Genomic DNA, 16110 nt, shown 5'->3' on the forward strand with positions numbered 1-16110 from the left:
CCGGCCCGCCTGGGACGGTCCCGAGGACGCCGCCGAGTGGGGCGGCGGGACGGTGCTGGCGGCGGCGACCGCGGCCACCCGGCTGGCGAACGGCTGGGTGCAGGCGCTGGTCCAGGTGGACGGCTCGATCTACCACCTGCACCGGCAGCTCACCCGCGGCGGCGTCCGCTGGTTCCGGCAGGCCTGCCTGCGGCTCGCCGACCATGCGCCGTTCACCGACGCCGCTGAGCCCTCGCGGAAACTGGCCCAGGTCAGCGGCGAGCGGGACAACCGGCCCTCCGGGACGGCGGCCACCCTGGCGTCCGCCCATCCCGGGTCGGGGGTGCGCGGCACCGACCTGGGCGTCCGGGTGGACCACGCCGGACGCACCTTCCTGCTGTTCGGCGACACCCACTGGGCGTCCCGGCCCTGGCTCGGCACCCGGGACGCCATCGCCGAAGTGCCGCGCCCGGACGACGAACTGCCCGCGGTGCGCTTCCACGGCGCGCCGCTGACCGTCCGCGGCGGACGGGTCACCCTGCGCGAGTACGACGTCCCGCAGGACGGCTTCAGCCTGGACGGCGAGCTGTACGCGTTCTTCAGTTCCGACCACTTCCGCAACGCCCAGGCGATGGGTCGCAGCGTGCTGGCCCGGGCCCGGACGTCCGACCTGGCGATCGACCCGCGCGAGCACCGCCGCCGCATCCGCTTCGACCACCTCGCCACCTTCTCCGACCACCGCTTCGTCAACGTGTCGGTGCAGCGCCGCGGCACCCGGCTGCTGATCTGGGGCACCGGCGCCTACCGGGCCGACGACCTGCGGCTGGCCCGGGTCGAGCTGACCGGGTCGGTGGCCGCCGGGCTGCGCCGCGGGGACGCCGCGCCGTTCCTGACCGCCGTGGAGTACTGGACCGGTTCGGGCAGCGGGGCCGGACCGGGGAACGCGGCCGGACCAGGGAACTGGTCAGCCACCGAGGCCGACGCGGTGCCGCTGCTGTCCCCGGGAGCCCTCGGCGAGATCTCGGTGCGCTGGGTGCCGGCGCTGGGCCGCTACCTGATGCTCGCCATGTCCGGCCCGGACGACCCCGCCGGTGCCGCGGTGCTGCTGCGCACCGCGTCCGAACCCTGGGGGCCGTGGTCGCCGCGGCTGCGGCTGCTGGACTGGATCGCGGACGGGATGCGGCCCGCCGACGGCTCCCGGCGGTTCATCCGCTCTTCGGCGCACGACGTGGTCGGCGACGCCGTCTTCGCCGGCCAGGCGGGATCCACCGGAGCCGCCTACGCCCCCTACTTCTTCGACGCCCGGCGGGACGGGGACGCGGTCGTGCTGCGCTACACGCTGTCGACCTGGAATCCCTATCAGGTGGTCTTGATGCGGCACCGGCTGCGGTGGGACGAGCTCGGCTGAGACTCCCCGTAACCCGCCCGAAAAAGGCAAGGAAATCCTGCTGTTAATGGGGCCTGAAAGGCGTACCAGATGCCCACAACGCTCGGGTAGCGTGCACATTTGATCGGGCTCGACAAGCATGTCCGCTGCGGCTGTTGCGCAGTGCCAATCTGGAGGCCTGACCGGCAAGTTCCATCGGCGGGACGTCGTGGGAGGACGACGCTCCACCTGTTCGATCGGGAGGATGCATTGTGAGAACCCTTTCCGCGGATGTCGTGGTGGTGGGTGGCGGCTCCACCGGCGCCGGGGTGGTGCGGGACGTGGCGATGCGGGGCTATTCCGCGATCCTCGTCGACCGCGCCGACCTGGGCCAGGGCACCACCGGCCGCTACCACGGGCTGCTGCACTCCGGCGGCCGCTACGTGGTCAGCGATCCGCACTCGGCCACCGAGTGCGCCGAGGAGAACGCCATCATCGGCCGGATCCAGTCCCACGCGGTGGAGCGCACCGGCGGCTACTTCATCGCCACCCACGTCGACGACCCGGCCTGGGGCGACGACTGGGCCAAGGGCGCCACCGAGACCCGGGTTCCGTTCGAAGAGGTGCCGGTCACCGAGGTGCTGAAGGCCGAGCCTCGGGTCAACCCGAAGATCTCCCGCGCCTTCAAGGTCGAGGACGGCTCGGTGGACGGCTGGCAGCTGGTCTGGAGCGCCGCCAACTCGGCCAAGCAGTACGGCGCGCAGATCCTCACCTACCACCGGGTGACCAAGATCAACCGCGACGGCGACCGCGTCTCGCAGGTGGTCTGCACCGACGAGAAGACCGGCGAAGAGGTCCGCATCAACACCGGCTTCGTGCTCAACTGCGCCGCCGCCTGGGGTGGTCAGATCGCCCACATGGCCGGCTGTCCCGACGTCCAGGTGGTGCCCGGCGCCGGCATCATGATCGCGATGAACCACCGGCTCACCAACTCGGTGATGAACCGGCTCACCTACCCCGCCGACGGCGACATCCTGGTGCCGGTGCACACCGTGTGCATCATCGGCACCACCGACCAGAAGGCCGATGACCCGGACAAGCTGCAGATCGCCTGGGACGAGGTGCAGCAGATGATGGACTGCGGCGAGCTGCTGGTGCCCGGCTTCCGCAAGGCGCGCGCCATCCACGCCTGGGCCGGCGCCCGTCCGCTGGTCAAGGACTCCCGGGTCGGTTCCGGCGACACCCGGCACATGAGCCGCGGCATGTCGATCATCGACCACTCCGACCGCGACGGGCTGAAGGGCCTGCTGACCATCGCCGGCGGCAAGCTCACCACCTACCGGCTGATGGCCGAGAACGTGGTGAACGCGATGTGCGCTCAGCTGGGCGAGACCCGTCCCTGCCGGACGGCCGACGAGCAGTGCCCGGGCTCGGAGGACAAGAAGAACTACCTGATCACCCACCGGCTCGAAGAGCGCGAGCACGACCGCACCGAGGACCAGATCCTCTGCGAGTGCGAGCTGATGAGCAAGGGCATGTTCACCCGGGCCCTGGCCGACCAGCCCAAGGGCAGCTTCGACGATCTGCGCCGCCAGCTCCGGCTCGGCATGGGCCCTTGTCAGGGCGGTTTCTGCTCGATGCGCGCGACCGGTGTGGCGCTGCAGAGCGAGCACATCGACATCGAACGGGCCACCGGGCTGCTGCGGCTGTTCCTGAAGAACCGCTGGATCGGCATCTGGCCGATCCTGTACGGCGACCAGGTCCGGCAGACCGCGCTGGACAACTGGATCTTCCAGGGCACGTTGGACGTCGAGCACCTACCCGGTCCGACGCATGAGGAGGTCGTGTGATGACCCGAGTCGTGGTGATCGGAGCCGGGGTCTCCGGTCTGGTGGCAGCGATCCGGCTGGCCCGGGCGGGCGCCGCGGTGACCCTGCTGGCCAAGGGCACCGGCGGACTGCAGCTCTCCCAGGGAACGGTCGACATCCTCGGCTACGCCCCCGACCGCGTGCAGCGGCCGTTGGACGCCCTGGCCGGCTTCGCCGAGGCGAACCCCGGCCACCCCTACGGCTTCCTGGACGCCGAACTGGTCGGCGCGTCCGCGAGCTACCTGGCCGAACTGGTCGGCCCCGACCTGCTGGTCGGCGATCCGGCGGTCAACCTGCAACTGCCCACCGCGGTCGGCGCGATCCGGCCGACCGCGCTGGCCGCGCCGAGCATGACGGCCGGGGCCTGCATCGACGGCGCCCAGTTCGTGATCGTCGGGCTGAAGCAGCTCAAGGACTTCTACCCCGAGCTGGTCGCCTACAACCTGAACCGCACGGAACTACCCGGTACCGGGTCGGCGGGCGGCGGACGGCTCACCGCGCGTCCGGCGATGCTCGACTTCCCGGCCCGCGCCGGCGAGGTCGACTCCTCCGGACTGACCTACGCGCGGGCGCTGGACGACCCCGACACTCGCCGCCGCTTCGCCCAGGCGCTCAAGCCGTTGCTCGGCGACGGCGAGAGCGTCGGCCTGCCGGCGGTGCTCGGCCTGGACGACCACAGCGCCTGGGCCGAGATCGCCGAACTGGTCGGCGCCCCGGTGTTCGAGATCCCGCTGCCGCCGCCGTCGGTGCCGGGGATGCGGCTGAACCGCACCCTGACCGCGCTGGCCAAGGCGGCCGGCGTCCGGGTGGTTCCGGGCAGCAAGGTGACCGGTTTCCGCAGCTCCGGCGACTCGGTGGCCTGCGTCCAGCTGGCCACCGCCGGCGGTCTGCGCGAGTTCGCGGCGGACGCGTTCCTGCTTGCCACCGGCGGTTTCGAGTCGGGCGCGTTGAGCGCCGACTCCTACCACAACGTCCGTGAGTCGATCTTCGACCTGCCGCTGCGAGTCCCCGAGGGACGCCTGGTGCACGGCGACTACTGGGGCGCTCCGCAGCCGCTGTTCACCGTCGGCGTCGAGACCGACGCCGCGATGCGCGTCCGGCACCCCGGCGGGGACGTCGTCTACGCCAACCTGTACGCGGCCGGCGGCATCCTGGCCGGCGCCACCCGATGGCAGGAGAAATCCGGCGAGGGCATCGCGCTGGCCAGCGCGGTGCGGGCAGCCGACTCGATCCTGGCCGCAGCCGACACCGTCCCGACCCACCGGGTCAGCACCCAGGGAGCAGCCTCATGAACCCATCGGAAGGCCTCGAGTTCGCCCAGACCCAGGTGGCCCGGGCGTCCCTCGACCATTGCGTCAAGTGCACCATCTGCGAGACCCACTGCCCGGTCGCCGCGGTGACCCCGAAGTTCACCGGCCCGAAATTCGTCGGCCCGCAGGCCGAGCGGTTCCGGCACGGCGAGTCGGTGGACCATTCGCTGGACTACTGCTCGTCCTGCGGGGCCTGCACGCTGGCCTGCCCGCAGGGGGTCAACATCGCCGAGCTCAACGGCCAGGCCCGCGCGGTGATGAAGGCCGACCACATGCCGCTGCGCGACCAGCTGATCTCGCGCACCACGCTGATGGGCATGGCGATGACGCCGGTCGCGCCGGTGGCGAACGCGGCGCTGGCGATCAAGCCGCTGCGCACCGTGGTCGAGAAGGTGCTGGGCATCCACCGGGACGCCCCGATGCCGAAGGCGAACACCCAGACCATCACCGGCTGGCTGAAGAAGCGGGCCACGCCGGTCAAGGCGCCGACCCGCGGGCCGATCGTGTTCTTCCACGGCTGCGCCGGCGGCTACTTCGAGGTGGAGACCTCGAAGAAGTCGATCGAGGTACTGGAGTACCTGGGCTACCAGGTGCTGGTGCCCAAGCAGGGCTGCTGCGGCCTGGCCCAGCAGTCCAACGGGCTGTTCGACGGCGCCACCGCGCAGGTGCTCAAGCTCTGCGACGACCTGCGGGCCTCCGGACGCGACCTGACGATCATCTCCTCGTCCGGCTCCTGCACCGGCATGCTGAAGCATGAGGCGCACGAGATCATGGGCGTGGACGACGCCCGGCTGGCCGACGTCGGCACCCGCATCCGGGACATCATGGAGTTCTTGCTGGAGTTGCACGACGCCGGAGAGCTGCCCACCGACTTCAAGGAGATTCCGCTCACCGCGGTCTACCACGCGCCCTGCCAGCTGAAGTCGCAGGGCATGGGGCAGCCGGCGATGGAGATCCTGAAGCTGATCCCCGGGGTGGAGGCGGTCGAATCCGGCGCCACCTGCTGCGGCATCGCCGGCACCTACGGGCTCAAGAAGGAGAAGTACGAGATCGCCCAGGCGGTCGGGAAGCCCCTCTTCGACAAGGTGCGCGAGGTGAATCCGGAGTTCGCGATGTGCGACACCGAGACCTGCCGCTGGCAGATCCGGAAGGGTTCCGGCGCAGCGGTGGAGCACCCGATCTTCCTGGTGCACCAGGCCTACGGGCTGAGCTGACCGGAACCGTCGCGTCCGAAGAAGGTCTTCCACGGGACGTCGACGGCGGCGTCCTCGGCCACCACCTGGTGCAGGTGCCGCAGCAGCGGGAAGCGCTCGGGCGGCAGGACGCCGCGTTCGGTGAGCCTGCGGACGGCGTCCCCGATCACCTGGATCGCCGCCGCACCCTCCAGGGTGACCCCGGGCATCCGGGACCGGGCCTCGCTGAACGTCATGCCGGCGCCGACCAGGGTGCCGACCTTGACGTTCCGGCCGCCCATCGAGGTGACGAAGCAGTCGCCGATGCCGGGCAGCCCGAGCACCGTGGCCGGCCGGCCGCCGAGCAGTTCGACGAACTCGGTCATCTCCACCGAGGCCTGCCCGAACAGCGCCGCGCCGTAGTTGAAGTTCACGTAGCGCGGGTCGCTCTCGCCCAGCGCCTGCAGCTGGCCGTGCATGAACCCGGCACCCAGCGCGTAGCAGTTCTTGGTGGCGGCGCACACCTCGACGCCGACCAGGTCGGTGCTGGTCCAGACGTGGTAGAAGTCGGTCTCGAACAGCCCGCGCCACATCGCCAGCACGTCCGGGTCCGTCCCGGTGAACACCACGCTGGTGTGTCGTCGGACGGCCACCTCGCCGGCGATCGACGGGCCGGCGACGGCCGAGATCGACACCTGCGCGCGCAACGCGTCCGGCAGGTGGGCCATCAGCGCGCGGGGCAGGGTGGTCAGATTGCCGTCGGCGTCGGCCTGCATGCCCTTGGCCAGCGCGATCACGTGCATGCCGGGACGCAGCAGCCCGGCCAGTTGCCCGCCCGCCCAGTCGACGCCGAACGAGTTCACCCCGCTCATCACCAGGTCCGCGCCGTCGAAGGCCGCCGCGGCGTCCTCCAGCTGGTAGGCGGTGACCCCGTCCGGGACGGCCAGCTGCAGGTTCGGGTGCACCCCGGTGTCCCTGATCGAGTCGATGACGGCACGGTCCAAGTGGGTGCCGACCAGCCGCACCTCGCCGCCGTTGTCGGTGAACGGCGTCGCCAACGCCGTCGCCATGATTCCCGCGCCCAGCACCACCAGGGTTGCCATCCGATGTCTCCTTCCGACCGGCTCTCCAATCTACGATGAAGTCGTGCATCGCCGCCCGACAGAGTTCTACGACGCCTACATCTTCGACATGGACGGCACCATCTACCTGGGTGACCAGCTGCTGCCCGGGGTGACTCGGCTGATCGGCGAGTTGCGGCGCCGGGAGATCCCGATCCGCTATCTGTCCAACAATCCCACCAAGGATCCGGAGATGTACGCCCGGATGCTGACCCGGCTCGGGCTGCCCACCCCGGTGGAGGACATCGCGAACACCATCGTCACCACCACCCGCTGGCTGCTGGCGAACCATCCGGACGCCGTGCTGTTCCCGATCGCCGAGGAGCCGCTGCGGCGGGCGCTGACCGAGGCCGGGTTCCGGATCAGCGACGATCCCACCGAGATCGACATCGTGATCGCCAGCTACGACCGGCAGTTCGACTACCGCAAGCTGCAGATCGCCTTCGACGCGATCTGGTTCCACCGCCGGGCGTTCCTGATCGAGACCAACCCGGACCGGTTCTGCCCCTTCCCCGGCGGCCGCGGCGAGCCCGACTGCGCGGCGATCACCGCCGCGATCGAGGCCTGCACCCGCACCCGGTGCGTGAAATCGCTGGGCAAGCCCGACCCGATCATGCTGCAGGTCACCATGGAGGGCCTGGACGCCCGCCTGGAGCATTCGGTGATGGTCGGCGACCGGTTGCAGACCGACATCCGGATGGCCTTGGACGCCGGGATGGCGTCCGCCGCCGTGCTGACCGGGGAGGCCACCGCCGACGACGTCCGCGTCCTGCCCGCCGACCAGCAGCCCCGCTACGTGCTGGACCGGATCGACCGGCTGGTCCCGGCCGCGGTCTGGGACGAGCTGGGCTGGACCGACACCGACTGAACCGACGCCGCTTGGAACCGGCCGTGGAATACCGGCCCGGCGTCCGGGGTTGATCGGACACAGCGGTCGGCCGCATTAGGCTTGGCCCCGTTCCCTCCCTGTGCAAAAGGACGCCATGTCAGAGATTCGCGACGTCATCGTCATCGGTTCCGGCCCGTCGGGCTACACCGCCGCCATCTACGCCGCCCGCGCCGACCTGAAACCGCTGGTCTTCGAGGGTGCGCTGGAGTCCGGCGGGGCGCTGATGAACACCACCGAGGTGGAGAACTTCCCCGGCTTCCCCGAGGGCATCATGGGCCCCGACCTGATGGCCAACCTGCGCGCCCAGGCCGAGCGGTTCGGTGCCGAGATCGTCACCGACGACATCGTCGAGGCCGACCTGACCGGCCCGGTCAAGACGGTCACCGACTCCGAGGGCACCGTGCATCGGGCCAAGGCGGTGGTCCTGGCGATGGGTTCCGGGTACCGCCGGCTCGGCGTGGAGGGCGAGGACCGGCTCTCCGGACGCGGGGTCAGCTGGTGCGCCACCTGCGACGGCTTCTTCTTCCGCGACAAGGACATCGCCGTGATCGGCGGCGGCGACTCGGCGCTGGAGGAGGCCACCTTCCTGTCCCGGTTCGCGTCCTCGGTGACCGTGGTGCACCGCCGCGACGAACTGCGGGCGTCCAAGATCATGATCGCCCGCGCCGAGGCCGACCCGAAGATCTCCTTCGCCTGGAACTCCACGGTGGCCTCCATCAACGGCGAGCAGTCGGTCACCTCGCTGACCCTGGCCGACACGGTGACCGGCGAGCAGCGCGAGCTGGCCGTGCAGGGCTGCTTCATCGCGATCGGCCACGACCCGCGCTCGCAGCTGGTGCAGGGCCAGGTCGACACCGACGCCGCCGGCTACGTGCTGGTGCAGCCGGGCTCCACCCGGACCAACCTGCCCGGCGTCTTCGCCGCCGGTGACCTGGTCGACCACACCTACCGGCAGGCGATCACCGCCGCCGGCACCGGCTGCTCCGCCGCCCTGGACGCCGAACGCTACGTCGCCCAGCTGCACGACGCCGCCCAGCTGCAGGAATCGTCCGAGCTCGCGGCTAGCGTCTGATCCGACCCTTCCCCGTCAACGAGAGGAACACCGTGGCAGACGTCAGCGCCGTCACCGACGACACCTTCGAATCGCTGGTCATCCGGGCCGACAAGCCCGTCCTGGTCGACTACTGGGCCGACTGGTGCGCGCCCTGTCGGCAGATCGCGCCGATCATCGACGAGTTGGCCGGCGAGTTCGGCGACAAGATCGACTTCTACAAGCTCGACACCAACACCAACCCGCGAATCCCCACCGAGCAGGGGGTGCTGGGCCTGCCGACCATCCAGATCTTCTCCGCCGGTCAGCTGGTCAAGTCGTTCACCGGCGGCAAGACCAAGGCGGCACTGATCCGGGCGTTGGACGAGTTCATCTGATCGCGGCGGTCATCTGATCCGGAGGCGCCGGGCCGGTTCCGGCGGCGCCACCGGACGGACGGCCTGCACCAGGCGTCCGAGCCGGGCCAGCACCGACCGCTTCGGCGGCCGCACCGTGGTGGCCAGGTCCATCCGCCACAGCCCCCGCGGCCGCATCGGCGCGAACCCGGTGCCGCCCAGGAAGCCTTCCGGCGGGCCGGCGCAGCCCGGCGCGGCCGAGTTGGCCAGCATAGCCGCCACCCGGGACCGGACCAGCCCGGCGGCCGCGGTCCGCACCAGGGCGCGTCCCAGGCCCTGGCCGGTGTGACCCGGCGCCACCCAGAGGGCGCCGACCAGGGCGACCGTGGCCTGCGGATCGCCGACCGTGGCCGCCGACACCAGCAGCAACCCGACGGTGCGCTCGTCGTCGGTCGCCACCGCGCCGCACAGTCCCCAGGCCGCCTGGGCGGCCACCATGCCGGCCTCGTCCAGCGGCATCGGACGCCCGCAGTAGGGGCAGCTCAGGCCGCGCACCGTCGCCGGTGACACCAGCTCGACGACCACGCTGCCTCCCCTACCGACCACCGGCGCCCCGGCCCGTCCCCGTGCCGAAGTCAGTTTCATCTTAGGCACCTGGCCTAAGCTGGGGCGGTGAGCCTGCCGGAACCCATTCACCGTCGTGACACCGTTCTCGACCCGTGGATCGACACCTACGCCGAGCGCACCCACGGGCTCACCGTGTCGGCCGTCCGGGCCCTGTTCTCGGTGGCCAACCGGCCCGAGGTGGTCTCGCTGGCCGGCGGCATGCCGAACATCGCCGACCTGCCCCGCGAGGCGCTGGGCGAGGCGATGGCGACGCTGATCCGTGAGCGCGGCACCCAGGCCATGCAGTACGGCTCCGGCCAGGGCGAGCCGTTCATGCGCGAGCGGATCACCGAGGTGATGGCCGAGGAGGGCATCCACGCCCATCCCGACGACGTGGTGGTCAGCTGCGGCTCGCAGCAGGCGCTCGACCTGGTCACCCGGGTGTTCTGCGATCCGGGCGACGTGATCCTGGCCGAGGCGCCGTCCTACGTGGGCGCGATCGGCACCTTCCGCGCCTACCAGGTGCAGATCGTGCACGTCGCGATGGACGAGTTCGGGCTCGTCCCGCAGGCGGTGCGCGAGGCGGTAACCGCCTGCCACAAGGCCGGACGCCGGGTGAAGTTCCTGTACACCATCCCGAACTACCAGAACCCGACCGGGGTCAGCCAGACCCTCCAGCGGCGCCAGGAACTGATCGAGGTCGCCCACCAGACCGGCATCCTGATCGTCGAGGACAACCCGTACGGGCTGCTCGCCATCGAGGGCGAGCCGATGCCGGCGCTGCGTTCGATGGAGGACGACCGGGTGATCTACCTGGGCTCGTTCTCCAAGACCTTCGCCCCCGGGTTCCGGGTGGGCTGGGCGCTGGCGCCGCACGCCGTCCGCGAGAAGCTGACCCTGGCCCAGGAGTCGGCCACCCTGGCTCCCCCGGTGTTCAGCCAGTTCGCGATCACCACCTACCTGGAGAAATTCGACTGGCGCGGCCAGATCCAGGTGTTCCGCGACATGTACCGGGCGCGGCGCGACGCCATGCTGCAGGGGCTGACCGAGAACATGCCCGAGGGCACCAGTTGGACGCACCCGCGCGGCGGCTTCTTCGTCTGGGTGACCCTGCCGGAGGGGATCGATTCGCAGGCGATGCTGCCGCGGGCGGTGTCGGCCCGGGTCGCCTACGTGCCCGGAACCGCCTTCTTCGCCGACGGGCTGGGCAGCCGGAACATGCGGCTGTCGTACTGCTTCCCGACCCCGGAACGCATCCTGGAGGGCACCCGGCGACTCGGCGAGGTGCTGCACGACGAGCTGGACACGCTGCGCACCTTCGGCATCGGCGCCGGCGAGAACCTGTACCGCGACATCACCTCCGGTCCTGCGCCGGACATCACCTGAGGAACTGTCCATGAGCGAAGTCGGCCCCATCATCGTCCTCGCCGGGGGACTCTCCCACGAGCGGGACGTGTCACTGCGCTCCGGACGCCGCGTCGCCCAGGCACTGCGAGACCGCGGCCACAGCGTGATCGAATCCGACGTCACCGCCGGCCTGGCCGAGCTGCTGGCCGGCACCCCCGGCGCGGTGGTGTTCCCGGTGCTGCACGGCGGCGACGGCGAGGACGGCTCGCTGCGCACCGTGCTGGACCTGTTCGGCGTCCCCTATGTCGGCTCCACCGGGCCGGCCTCGCAGCGGGCCTTCGACAAGTCGATCTGCACACCGCTGCTGGACGTCGCCAAGCCGGCCCAGGTGGCGTTGCCGAACTCGGTGTTCCGGGAGCTCGGCGCCCGGGCCCTGGTGGACGCGCTAGCCGGCCGGCTCGGGCTGCCGCTGATGGTGAAACCGAGCCGCAGCGGGTCGGCGCTGGGCTGCACCAAGGTGACCGTCCCGGAGGCGCTGCCGAGCGCCATGGTGGCCGCCTACGCCTACGGCGAGACCGCGGTGGTCGAGGAGTTCGTGGCGGGCGTCGAGGTGGCCGTCACCGTGGTGGACACCGGCGACGGCCCGCGAGCGCTGCCGGCGGTGGAGATCCGGCCGCGTTCGGGGGTGTACGACTACACCGCCCGGTACACCGCCGGTGAGACCCGGTTCCTCTGCCCCGCCGAGCTGGACGACGACGTGGCGGCGGCCTGCGCGTCCCTGGCGCTGACCGTGCACGAGCGGCTCGGGCTGCGCGACCTGTCCCGCACCGACATCATCGTCGGCGCCGACGGCCCGGTGTTCATCGAGACCAACGTGTCGCCGGGGATGACCGAGACCTCGCTGGTGCCGCTGGCCGTGGAGGCCGGCGGGGACGACTTCGGCGAACTGTGTGCGGCGCTGGTGCGGCAGGCGTCCGAGCGCGGGCCGTCGGCGGTTCGGGGCTGAGGCGATGCCGCTGCGGGTGAAGCAGGCGCTGGTGATTCTCGCCGGCGTGCTGGCGGCCGCGGTGATGACCGGGCTCGGGCTGTGGCAGCTGCAGGTCTTCACCGACCAGGGCAACGCGTCCGCACAGGCCCGCGCCCAGCAGCCGGTGGCCCCGCTGCTCGACTTCGTTGCGGCCGACGGCACGGTCGGCGACATCTACGGCAAACCGGTGTCGGTGTCCGGGCATTACCGGCCTGACCAGCAGGAACGCGTGCTCGGCGAGGACGGCGTGGTGCGGGTGCTGTCCGCCTTCGAGCTGGCCGACGGCCGGGTTCTCCCGGTGGTCCGGGGCACCATCCCGTCCGGTGCCGAGGCTCCCCCGGTGCCGTCCGGCGAGCTCGACCAGACCGGCATCTTCCTGCCCTCCGAGGCCGGCGCCGACCACACCCTGCCGGCCGGCTACCAACTCGGCTCGGTGCGGCTGCCGCAACTGGCGCAGCTCTGGCCGCAGCCGCTGATGCCCGGTTTCATCACCCTGGACGCCGCGGCGTCCGGACGTCAGGGGCTGGCGCCGGCGACGGTCAAGCTGCCCGAGGGCGAGGGCTCCTGGCGCAACAGCGGCTACGCCCTGCAGTGGTGGGTGTTCGCCCTGTTCGGGTTGGGTGCCAGCATCAAGATCGCCCAGAGCATGGGCAAGCGCCGCACCGGGGTCAGCGGGATGGGCTCCGCGTCGCCGGAGAGCTGATCACTGCGAGGTCTCGCTGGTTGAGCTTGTCGAAACCCGTTGCGAGCGGGGTCTCGACAAGCTCAGCCGACGAAAGATCAGCGCTTTCTCAACCGGCTTCGACCGCGGTCAGCCGGGCATGCACGTCCTTGGTGGCGTAGCGCTCCGCGACGAAGGACAAGAACGGCACCGTTCCAGCCAGGGCGATCAGGATCAACCGTAGCCAGGGCCAGTTCACCCGGCGTCCCAGATCGTAGGCGGTGATCAGCAGGATGAGGTACAGCCAGCCGTGCGGCACCCCCGTCCAGGTCACCACGGTGTCGTTGTGCCCCAGATACTTCAGCGGGACGCCGACGCAGGTCAGCACCACCAGCAGCACCCCGACCACCCAGGCCATGATCCGGTAGCGCAGCAGGGCGGAACGGACGGCGGGTGCATCGTCGGCAGTCATCACCCTGCCGAGGCTACCGGGCGGTTGCGGTCACCATCGACCCGTCCCGAGTCCTCGGCTGCGCTCCACCTAGGTAGACTTGTCGATAAATAGAGATGTGGATACTCTCAAGCCAGCAGCTCGACCAGGCGTCCGAGGTCTTCGTCGTTGGCGAAGTCGATGACGATCCGTCCGCGTCCCTTGGCGCCCATCACCACGTTGACCCGGGTGTCCAGGCGCTCGACCAATCGCTCGGCGAGCGCGGACGCCCGCTCCGTCGGTTCCCGGGTGACTCGCTGCCGGGGTGCCTTGGGTTCGCGGCCCTCGCCGAGGGCGACGATCTCTTCGACGGCACGCACCGACAGGTTCTCGGCGACCACGCGTTGCGCCAGCCGCTCCATGGCCAGCGGGTCGCCCAGTCCGAGGATGGCCCGGGCGTGACCAGCGCTCAACACTCCCGCCGCGACTCGGCGCTGCACCGGCGCCGGCAACTGCAGCAGCCGGATGGTGTTGCTGATGTGCGGACGGCTCCGTTTGATCCGGGTGGACAGCTCCTCTTGGGTGCAGTCGAAGTCGGTGAGCAGCTGCTGATAGGCGGCCGCCTCCTCCAGGGGATTCAACTGGGCCCGGTGCAGGTTCTCCAGCAGGGCGTCCCGCAGCAGATCATGCTCGGAGGTGGGGCGGACGATGGCCGGAATGGTCGCCAGACCCGCCTGTTGACTGGCTCGCAGCCGACGCTCCCCCATCACCAGCTCGTAGCTGTCGTCACCCAGCGGACGCGCCACGATGGGCTGCAGCAGGCCCACTTCCTGGATCGACTCCACCAACTCGGCCAGGGCGTCCGCATCGAAGACCTGCCGGGGCTGCTTCGGATTGGGCCGGATGCTGTCGACGGGCAGCTCGGCGTAGTAGGAGCCTTCCGGCGGCTCGACCGCCAGGGGAGCGGCGCGTTGCGGCTCCAGCTCCGGATCGGTGCGATGAATCAGGTCACCCAGGCCGCGGCCGAGGCCGGCGCGTGGTTTGGCGGTCGACATCATTGTCCTTTCGTGGCTCCGCGCCGGGCGATCTCGCCGGCTGCGGTGAGGTAGGCCTGGGCACCGGCGGACGCGCGGTGATAGGTGATCACGGTCTGGCCGTAGCTCGGGGCTTCGGACACCCGCACCGAGCGGGGGATCGCGGTGGCCAGCGTCTCGGTGGGGAAGTGGGTCCGCACCTCGTTGGCCACCTGTGCCGAGAGCCGGGTTCGCGCGTCGAACATGGTCAGCACGATCGTGGACAGCCGCAGCCGGTCGTTCATCGAGCCCTTGACCAGGTCGATGGTCCGGAGCAGCTGAGAGATACCCTCCAACGCGTAGTACTCGCACTGGATGGGAACCAGCAGCTCCTGCGCCGCCACCAGCGCGTTCAGGGTGAGCAGGCCCAGCGATGGTGGGCAGTCGATGAACAGGTAGTCGATCCGGTGGCGGGCGATCAGCCGCTCAATGGCACGCTTGAGCTTGCTCTCTCGTCCGGGCACGTCGACCAGAGCGATTTCGGCGCCGGCCAGGTCGATCGTCGCCGGCAGTACCCAGAGGCTCTCGGCTTCGGGGGAGGACTGGACGTGGCGTTCGATCGGCTCGCCGTCGATCAGCACCTCATAGGTGCCGGTGACTCCGGATTCGTGGTCCACTCCCAGGGCGGTGGACGCGTTCCCCTGCGGATCGAGGTCGATGACCAGCACCGTGAGCCCGCCGGCGGCCAGACCCGCGGCCAGGTTGACCGCGGTCGTGGTCTTGCCGACGCCGCCCTTCTGGTTCGCGATCACGATCACGCGGGTGGAGTCGGGTGCCGGGAGCTCCGTTGTTTCACGTGGAACGGTGTCGTCCGGCAGCTCAACCGGTGCCGGCATGAACTCGTCGGTGTCATAGGCCACCCGGCGTGGCGCGGTGGATTGGGTCATGCATTCACCTGCCAGAACCGGGGGAGTGTTTCATGTGAAACGGTGGTCATAGAGTCGTCTGCCGCCTTCCGCCGCTGCATGCTCGACGCACGAGCTTACCGTCGCAACATGGACGCCCCCGCCTTCTTTCCCGGGCGTGGCCGCAGAACGATCAGCGGATGCGGACCACCCAGGTCGACTCCGCCGTGCCTGGCGCCGGAACGGTCAGTACTTCACCGCTGAGCCGCCCCTTGCGCAGTGTCTTCTGTACGTCCAGCAGTTCGGCCTCGGCGCTCTCACCTTTGAGAGCCAGCAACTGCCCGTTCGCCCTCATCAGCGGCAGGCACCAACCGAGCAGCTTGGGGAGCGCTGCGACCGCGCGAGCGGTCACCACGTCGTACCGGTCGTGGTGCTCCTCGGCCCGTCCCCGCACCACCGTCACCCGGTCAGCCAGGTCCAACTCGGCCACCGCCTCGGTGAGGAAGTTGAACCGCCGCAGCAGGGGCTCCAGCAGTGTCACGTTGAGGTCAGGACGTTGAATCGCGAGCGGGAGGCCCGGCAGGCCGGCTCCGGAGCCCACGTCGACCACGATGCTGCCCTCGGCGATCAGCGATCCGACGGCCAGGGAGTTCAGCACATGCCGCGGCCACAACCGGTCCACCTCACGCGGACCGATCAAACCCCAGTCGACACCTCGACTTGCCAATATGTCGACATATCGCTCTGCCGTCTTATAGCTATCTCCGAACACGTCCTGTGCGATCTCCACGCCCTCATGTCTACATGGCCGGTGATCCGATCGAAACACTGCCCATCCGGCGCGGACGTCCTGGATGTGGCGGAGAGCCGGGTCGTGGACGACACCTCCCAGTAGTCCGCCCGACCCGGCTCAATCCTGCCCTCGCCACCACCAACAAGATCCCCCCAGATCCTTGTTCGTTTCCGTGGCCCCCCCGAACCCGTACTCCGAACCCTGCCAGCGTGGCGGCTGCGCCCCCGCACAAGAAGA

General features: G+C 70.3%; 15 protein-coding genes and 1 pseudogene. 10 read left to right on the plus strand and 6 right to left on the minus strand.

Annotated elements, in window-relative coordinates; all coding sequences use genetic code 11:
* The 4 genes from QM582_RS13680 to QM582_RS13695 form a co-directional block, all read left to right on the plus strand.
* Positions 1 to 1387 (plus strand): DUF4185 domain-containing protein (locus QM582_RS13680; RefSeq protein WP_415085266.1); only part of this gene is annotated, 1387 nt, incomplete at its 5' end.
* Between the two features lie 230 nt (positions 1388 to 1617).
* On the plus strand, positions 1618 to 3195 hold the full coding sequence (gene glpA / locus QM582_RS13685; protein WP_415085268.1) for an anaerobic glycerol-3-phosphate dehydrogenase subunit GlpA: 1578 nt from the start codon (positions 1618 to 1620) through the stop codon (positions 3193 to 3195).
* Positions 3195 to 4505, plus strand: a complete 1311-nt coding sequence (gene glpB, locus QM582_RS13690) for a glycerol-3-phosphate dehydrogenase subunit GlpB (protein ID WP_415085269.1) — start codon at positions 3195 to 3197, stop codon at positions 4503 to 4505. The genes glpA and glpB overlap by 1 nt, the downstream gene beginning before the upstream one ends.
* Positions 4502 to 5737 (plus strand): anaerobic glycerol-3-phosphate dehydrogenase subunit C, encoded by a 1236-nt coding sequence (locus QM582_RS13695; protein WP_415085271.1) that lies wholly within the window; start codon positions 4502 to 4504, stop codon positions 5735 to 5737. Before glpB ends, QM582_RS13695 begins: the two co-directional genes overlap by 4 nt.
* On the opposite strand, the gene QM582_RS13700 is transcribed toward QM582_RS13695, so the two are convergent.
* Positions 5722 to 6798 carry an NAD(P)H-dependent glycerol-3-phosphate dehydrogenase gene (locus QM582_RS13700; protein WP_415085273.1) on the minus strand — a complete coding sequence of 359 codons (1077 nt, stop codon included), beginning with the start codon at positions 6796 to 6798 and terminating at the stop codon, positions 5722 to 5724. The genes QM582_RS13695 and QM582_RS13700 overlap by 16 nt on opposite strands.
* A 43-nt stretch (positions 6799 to 6841) precedes the next feature.
* Between QM582_RS13700 and QM582_RS13705 the strand changes: the two genes are divergently transcribed.
* From QM582_RS13705 to trxA, 3 genes are all read left to right on the plus strand, one after another.
* Entirely contained in the window at positions 6842 to 7684 is an 843-nt protein-coding gene (locus tag QM582_RS13705) for an HAD-IIA family hydrolase (protein ID WP_415085275.1), read from the plus strand.
* Positions 7685 to 7799: 115 nt separating this feature from the next.
* Positions 7800 to 8777, plus strand: coding sequence for a thioredoxin-disulfide reductase (trxB, locus tag QM582_RS13710; RefSeq protein ID WP_415085277.1), 978 nt, complete (start codon positions 7800 to 7802; stop codon positions 8775 to 8777).
* A gap of 32 nt (positions 8778 to 8809) precedes the next feature.
* Positions 8810 to 9133 carry a thioredoxin gene (gene trxA, locus QM582_RS13715; protein WP_415085279.1) on the plus strand — a complete coding sequence of 108 codons (324 nt, stop codon included), beginning with the start codon at positions 8810 to 8812 and terminating at the stop codon, positions 9131 to 9133.
* Positions 9134 to 9142: 9 nt separating this feature from the next.
* On the opposite strand, the gene QM582_RS13720 is transcribed toward trxA, so the two are convergent.
* Positions 9143 to 9736 carry a GNAT family N-acetyltransferase gene (locus QM582_RS13720; RefSeq protein ID WP_415085281.1) on the minus strand — a complete coding sequence of 198 codons (594 nt, stop codon included), beginning with the start codon at positions 9734 to 9736 and terminating at the stop codon, positions 9143 to 9145.
* A 27-nt stretch (positions 9737 to 9763) separates the two neighbouring features.
* On the opposite strand from QM582_RS13720, the gene QM582_RS13725 reads away from it, so the two are divergent.
* From QM582_RS13725 to QM582_RS13735, 3 genes are read left to right on the plus strand one after another with little or no spacing between them, the layout of a single operon-like run.
* Positions 9764 to 11083, plus strand: a complete 1320-nt coding sequence (locus tag QM582_RS13725) for a PLP-dependent aminotransferase family protein (protein WP_415085283.1) — start codon at positions 9764 to 9766, stop codon at positions 11081 to 11083.
* 10 nt (positions 11084 to 11093) lie between these two features.
* The gene (locus tag QM582_RS13730) at positions 11094 to 12050 is read left to right on the plus strand and encodes a D-alanine--D-alanine ligase family protein (protein ID WP_415085284.1); all 957 of its coding nucleotides are present in this window, start codon (positions 11094 to 11096) and stop codon (positions 12048 to 12050) included.
* Positions 12051 to 12054: 4 nt separating this feature from the next.
* Complete coding sequence (locus QM582_RS13735; RefSeq protein ID WP_415085286.1) at positions 12055 to 12774, plus strand: SURF1 family protein; 720 nt, start codon at positions 12055 to 12057, stop codon at positions 12772 to 12774.
* A gap of 88 nt (positions 12775 to 12862) precedes the next feature.
* On the opposite strand, the pseudogene QM582_RS13740 reads toward QM582_RS13735, so the two are convergent.
* The 4 genes and pseudogenes from QM582_RS13740 to rsmG all read right to left on the minus strand — a co-directional run.
* Positions 12863 to 13195 (minus strand): annotated as a pseudogene (locus tag QM582_RS13740) (DUF3817 domain-containing protein); the annotation flags it as partial.
* Between the two features lie 116 nt (positions 13196 to 13311).
* Positions 13312 to 14217, minus strand: a complete 906-nt coding sequence (locus QM582_RS13745; RefSeq protein ID WP_415085288.1) for a ParB/RepB/Spo0J family partition protein — start codon at positions 14215 to 14217, stop codon at positions 13312 to 13314.
* Positions 14217 to 15122, minus strand: coding sequence for a ParA family protein (locus QM582_RS13750; protein WP_415085290.1), 906 nt, complete (start codon positions 15120 to 15122; stop codon positions 14217 to 14219). The genes QM582_RS13745 and QM582_RS13750 overlap by 1 nt, the downstream gene beginning before the upstream one ends.
* A gap of 151 nt (positions 15123 to 15273) precedes the next feature.
* Positions 15274 to 15870, minus strand: a complete 597-nt coding sequence (gene rsmG, locus QM582_RS13755) for a 16S rRNA (guanine(527)-N(7))-methyltransferase RsmG (protein ID WP_415085292.1) — start codon at positions 15868 to 15870, stop codon at positions 15274 to 15276.
* Between the last annotated feature and the right edge of the window lie 240 nt (positions 15871 to 16110).

This window comes from Micropruina sp. (assembly GCF_047607385.1).
Classification (GTDB): domain Bacteria; phylum Actinomycetota; class Actinomycetes; order Propionibacteriales; family Propionibacteriaceae; genus Micropruina.

Bases quoted from the DNA above. Each gene is read 5' to 3' on its own strand.
- QM582_RS13745 (WP_415085288.1), bottom strand. From the start codon at position 14,217: ATGTCGACCGCCAAACCACGCGCCGGCCTCGGCCGCGGCCTGGGTGAC.
- QM582_RS13730 (WP_415085284.1), top strand. From the start codon at position 11,094: ATGAGCGAAGTCGGCCCCATCATCGTCCTCGCCGGGGGACTCTCCCAC.
- QM582_RS13750 (WP_415085290.1), bottom strand. From the start codon at position 15,122: ATGACCCAATCCACCGCGCCACGCCGGGTGGCCTATGACACCGACGAG.
- QM582_RS13700 (WP_415085273.1), bottom strand. From the start codon at position 6,798: ATGGCAACCCTGGTGGTGCTGGGCGCGGGAATCATGGCGACGGCGTTG.
- trxB (WP_415085277.1), top strand. From the start codon at position 7,800: ATGTCAGAGATTCGCGACGTCATCGTCATCGGTTCCGGCCCGTCGGGC.
- QM582_RS13735 (WP_415085286.1), top strand. From the start codon at position 12,055: ATGCCGCTGCGGGTGAAGCAGGCGCTGGTGATTCTCGCCGGCGTGCTG.
- QM582_RS13695 (WP_415085271.1), top strand. From the start codon at position 4,502: ATGAACCCATCGGAAGGCCTCGAGTTCGCCCAGACCCAGGTGGCCCGG.
- QM582_RS13720 (WP_415085281.1), bottom strand. From the start codon at position 9,736: ATGAAACTGACTTCGGCACGGGGACGGGCCGGGGCGCCGGTGGTCGGT.
- glpB (WP_415085269.1), top strand. From the start codon at position 3,195: ATGACCCGAGTCGTGGTGATCGGAGCCGGGGTCTCCGGTCTGGTGGCA.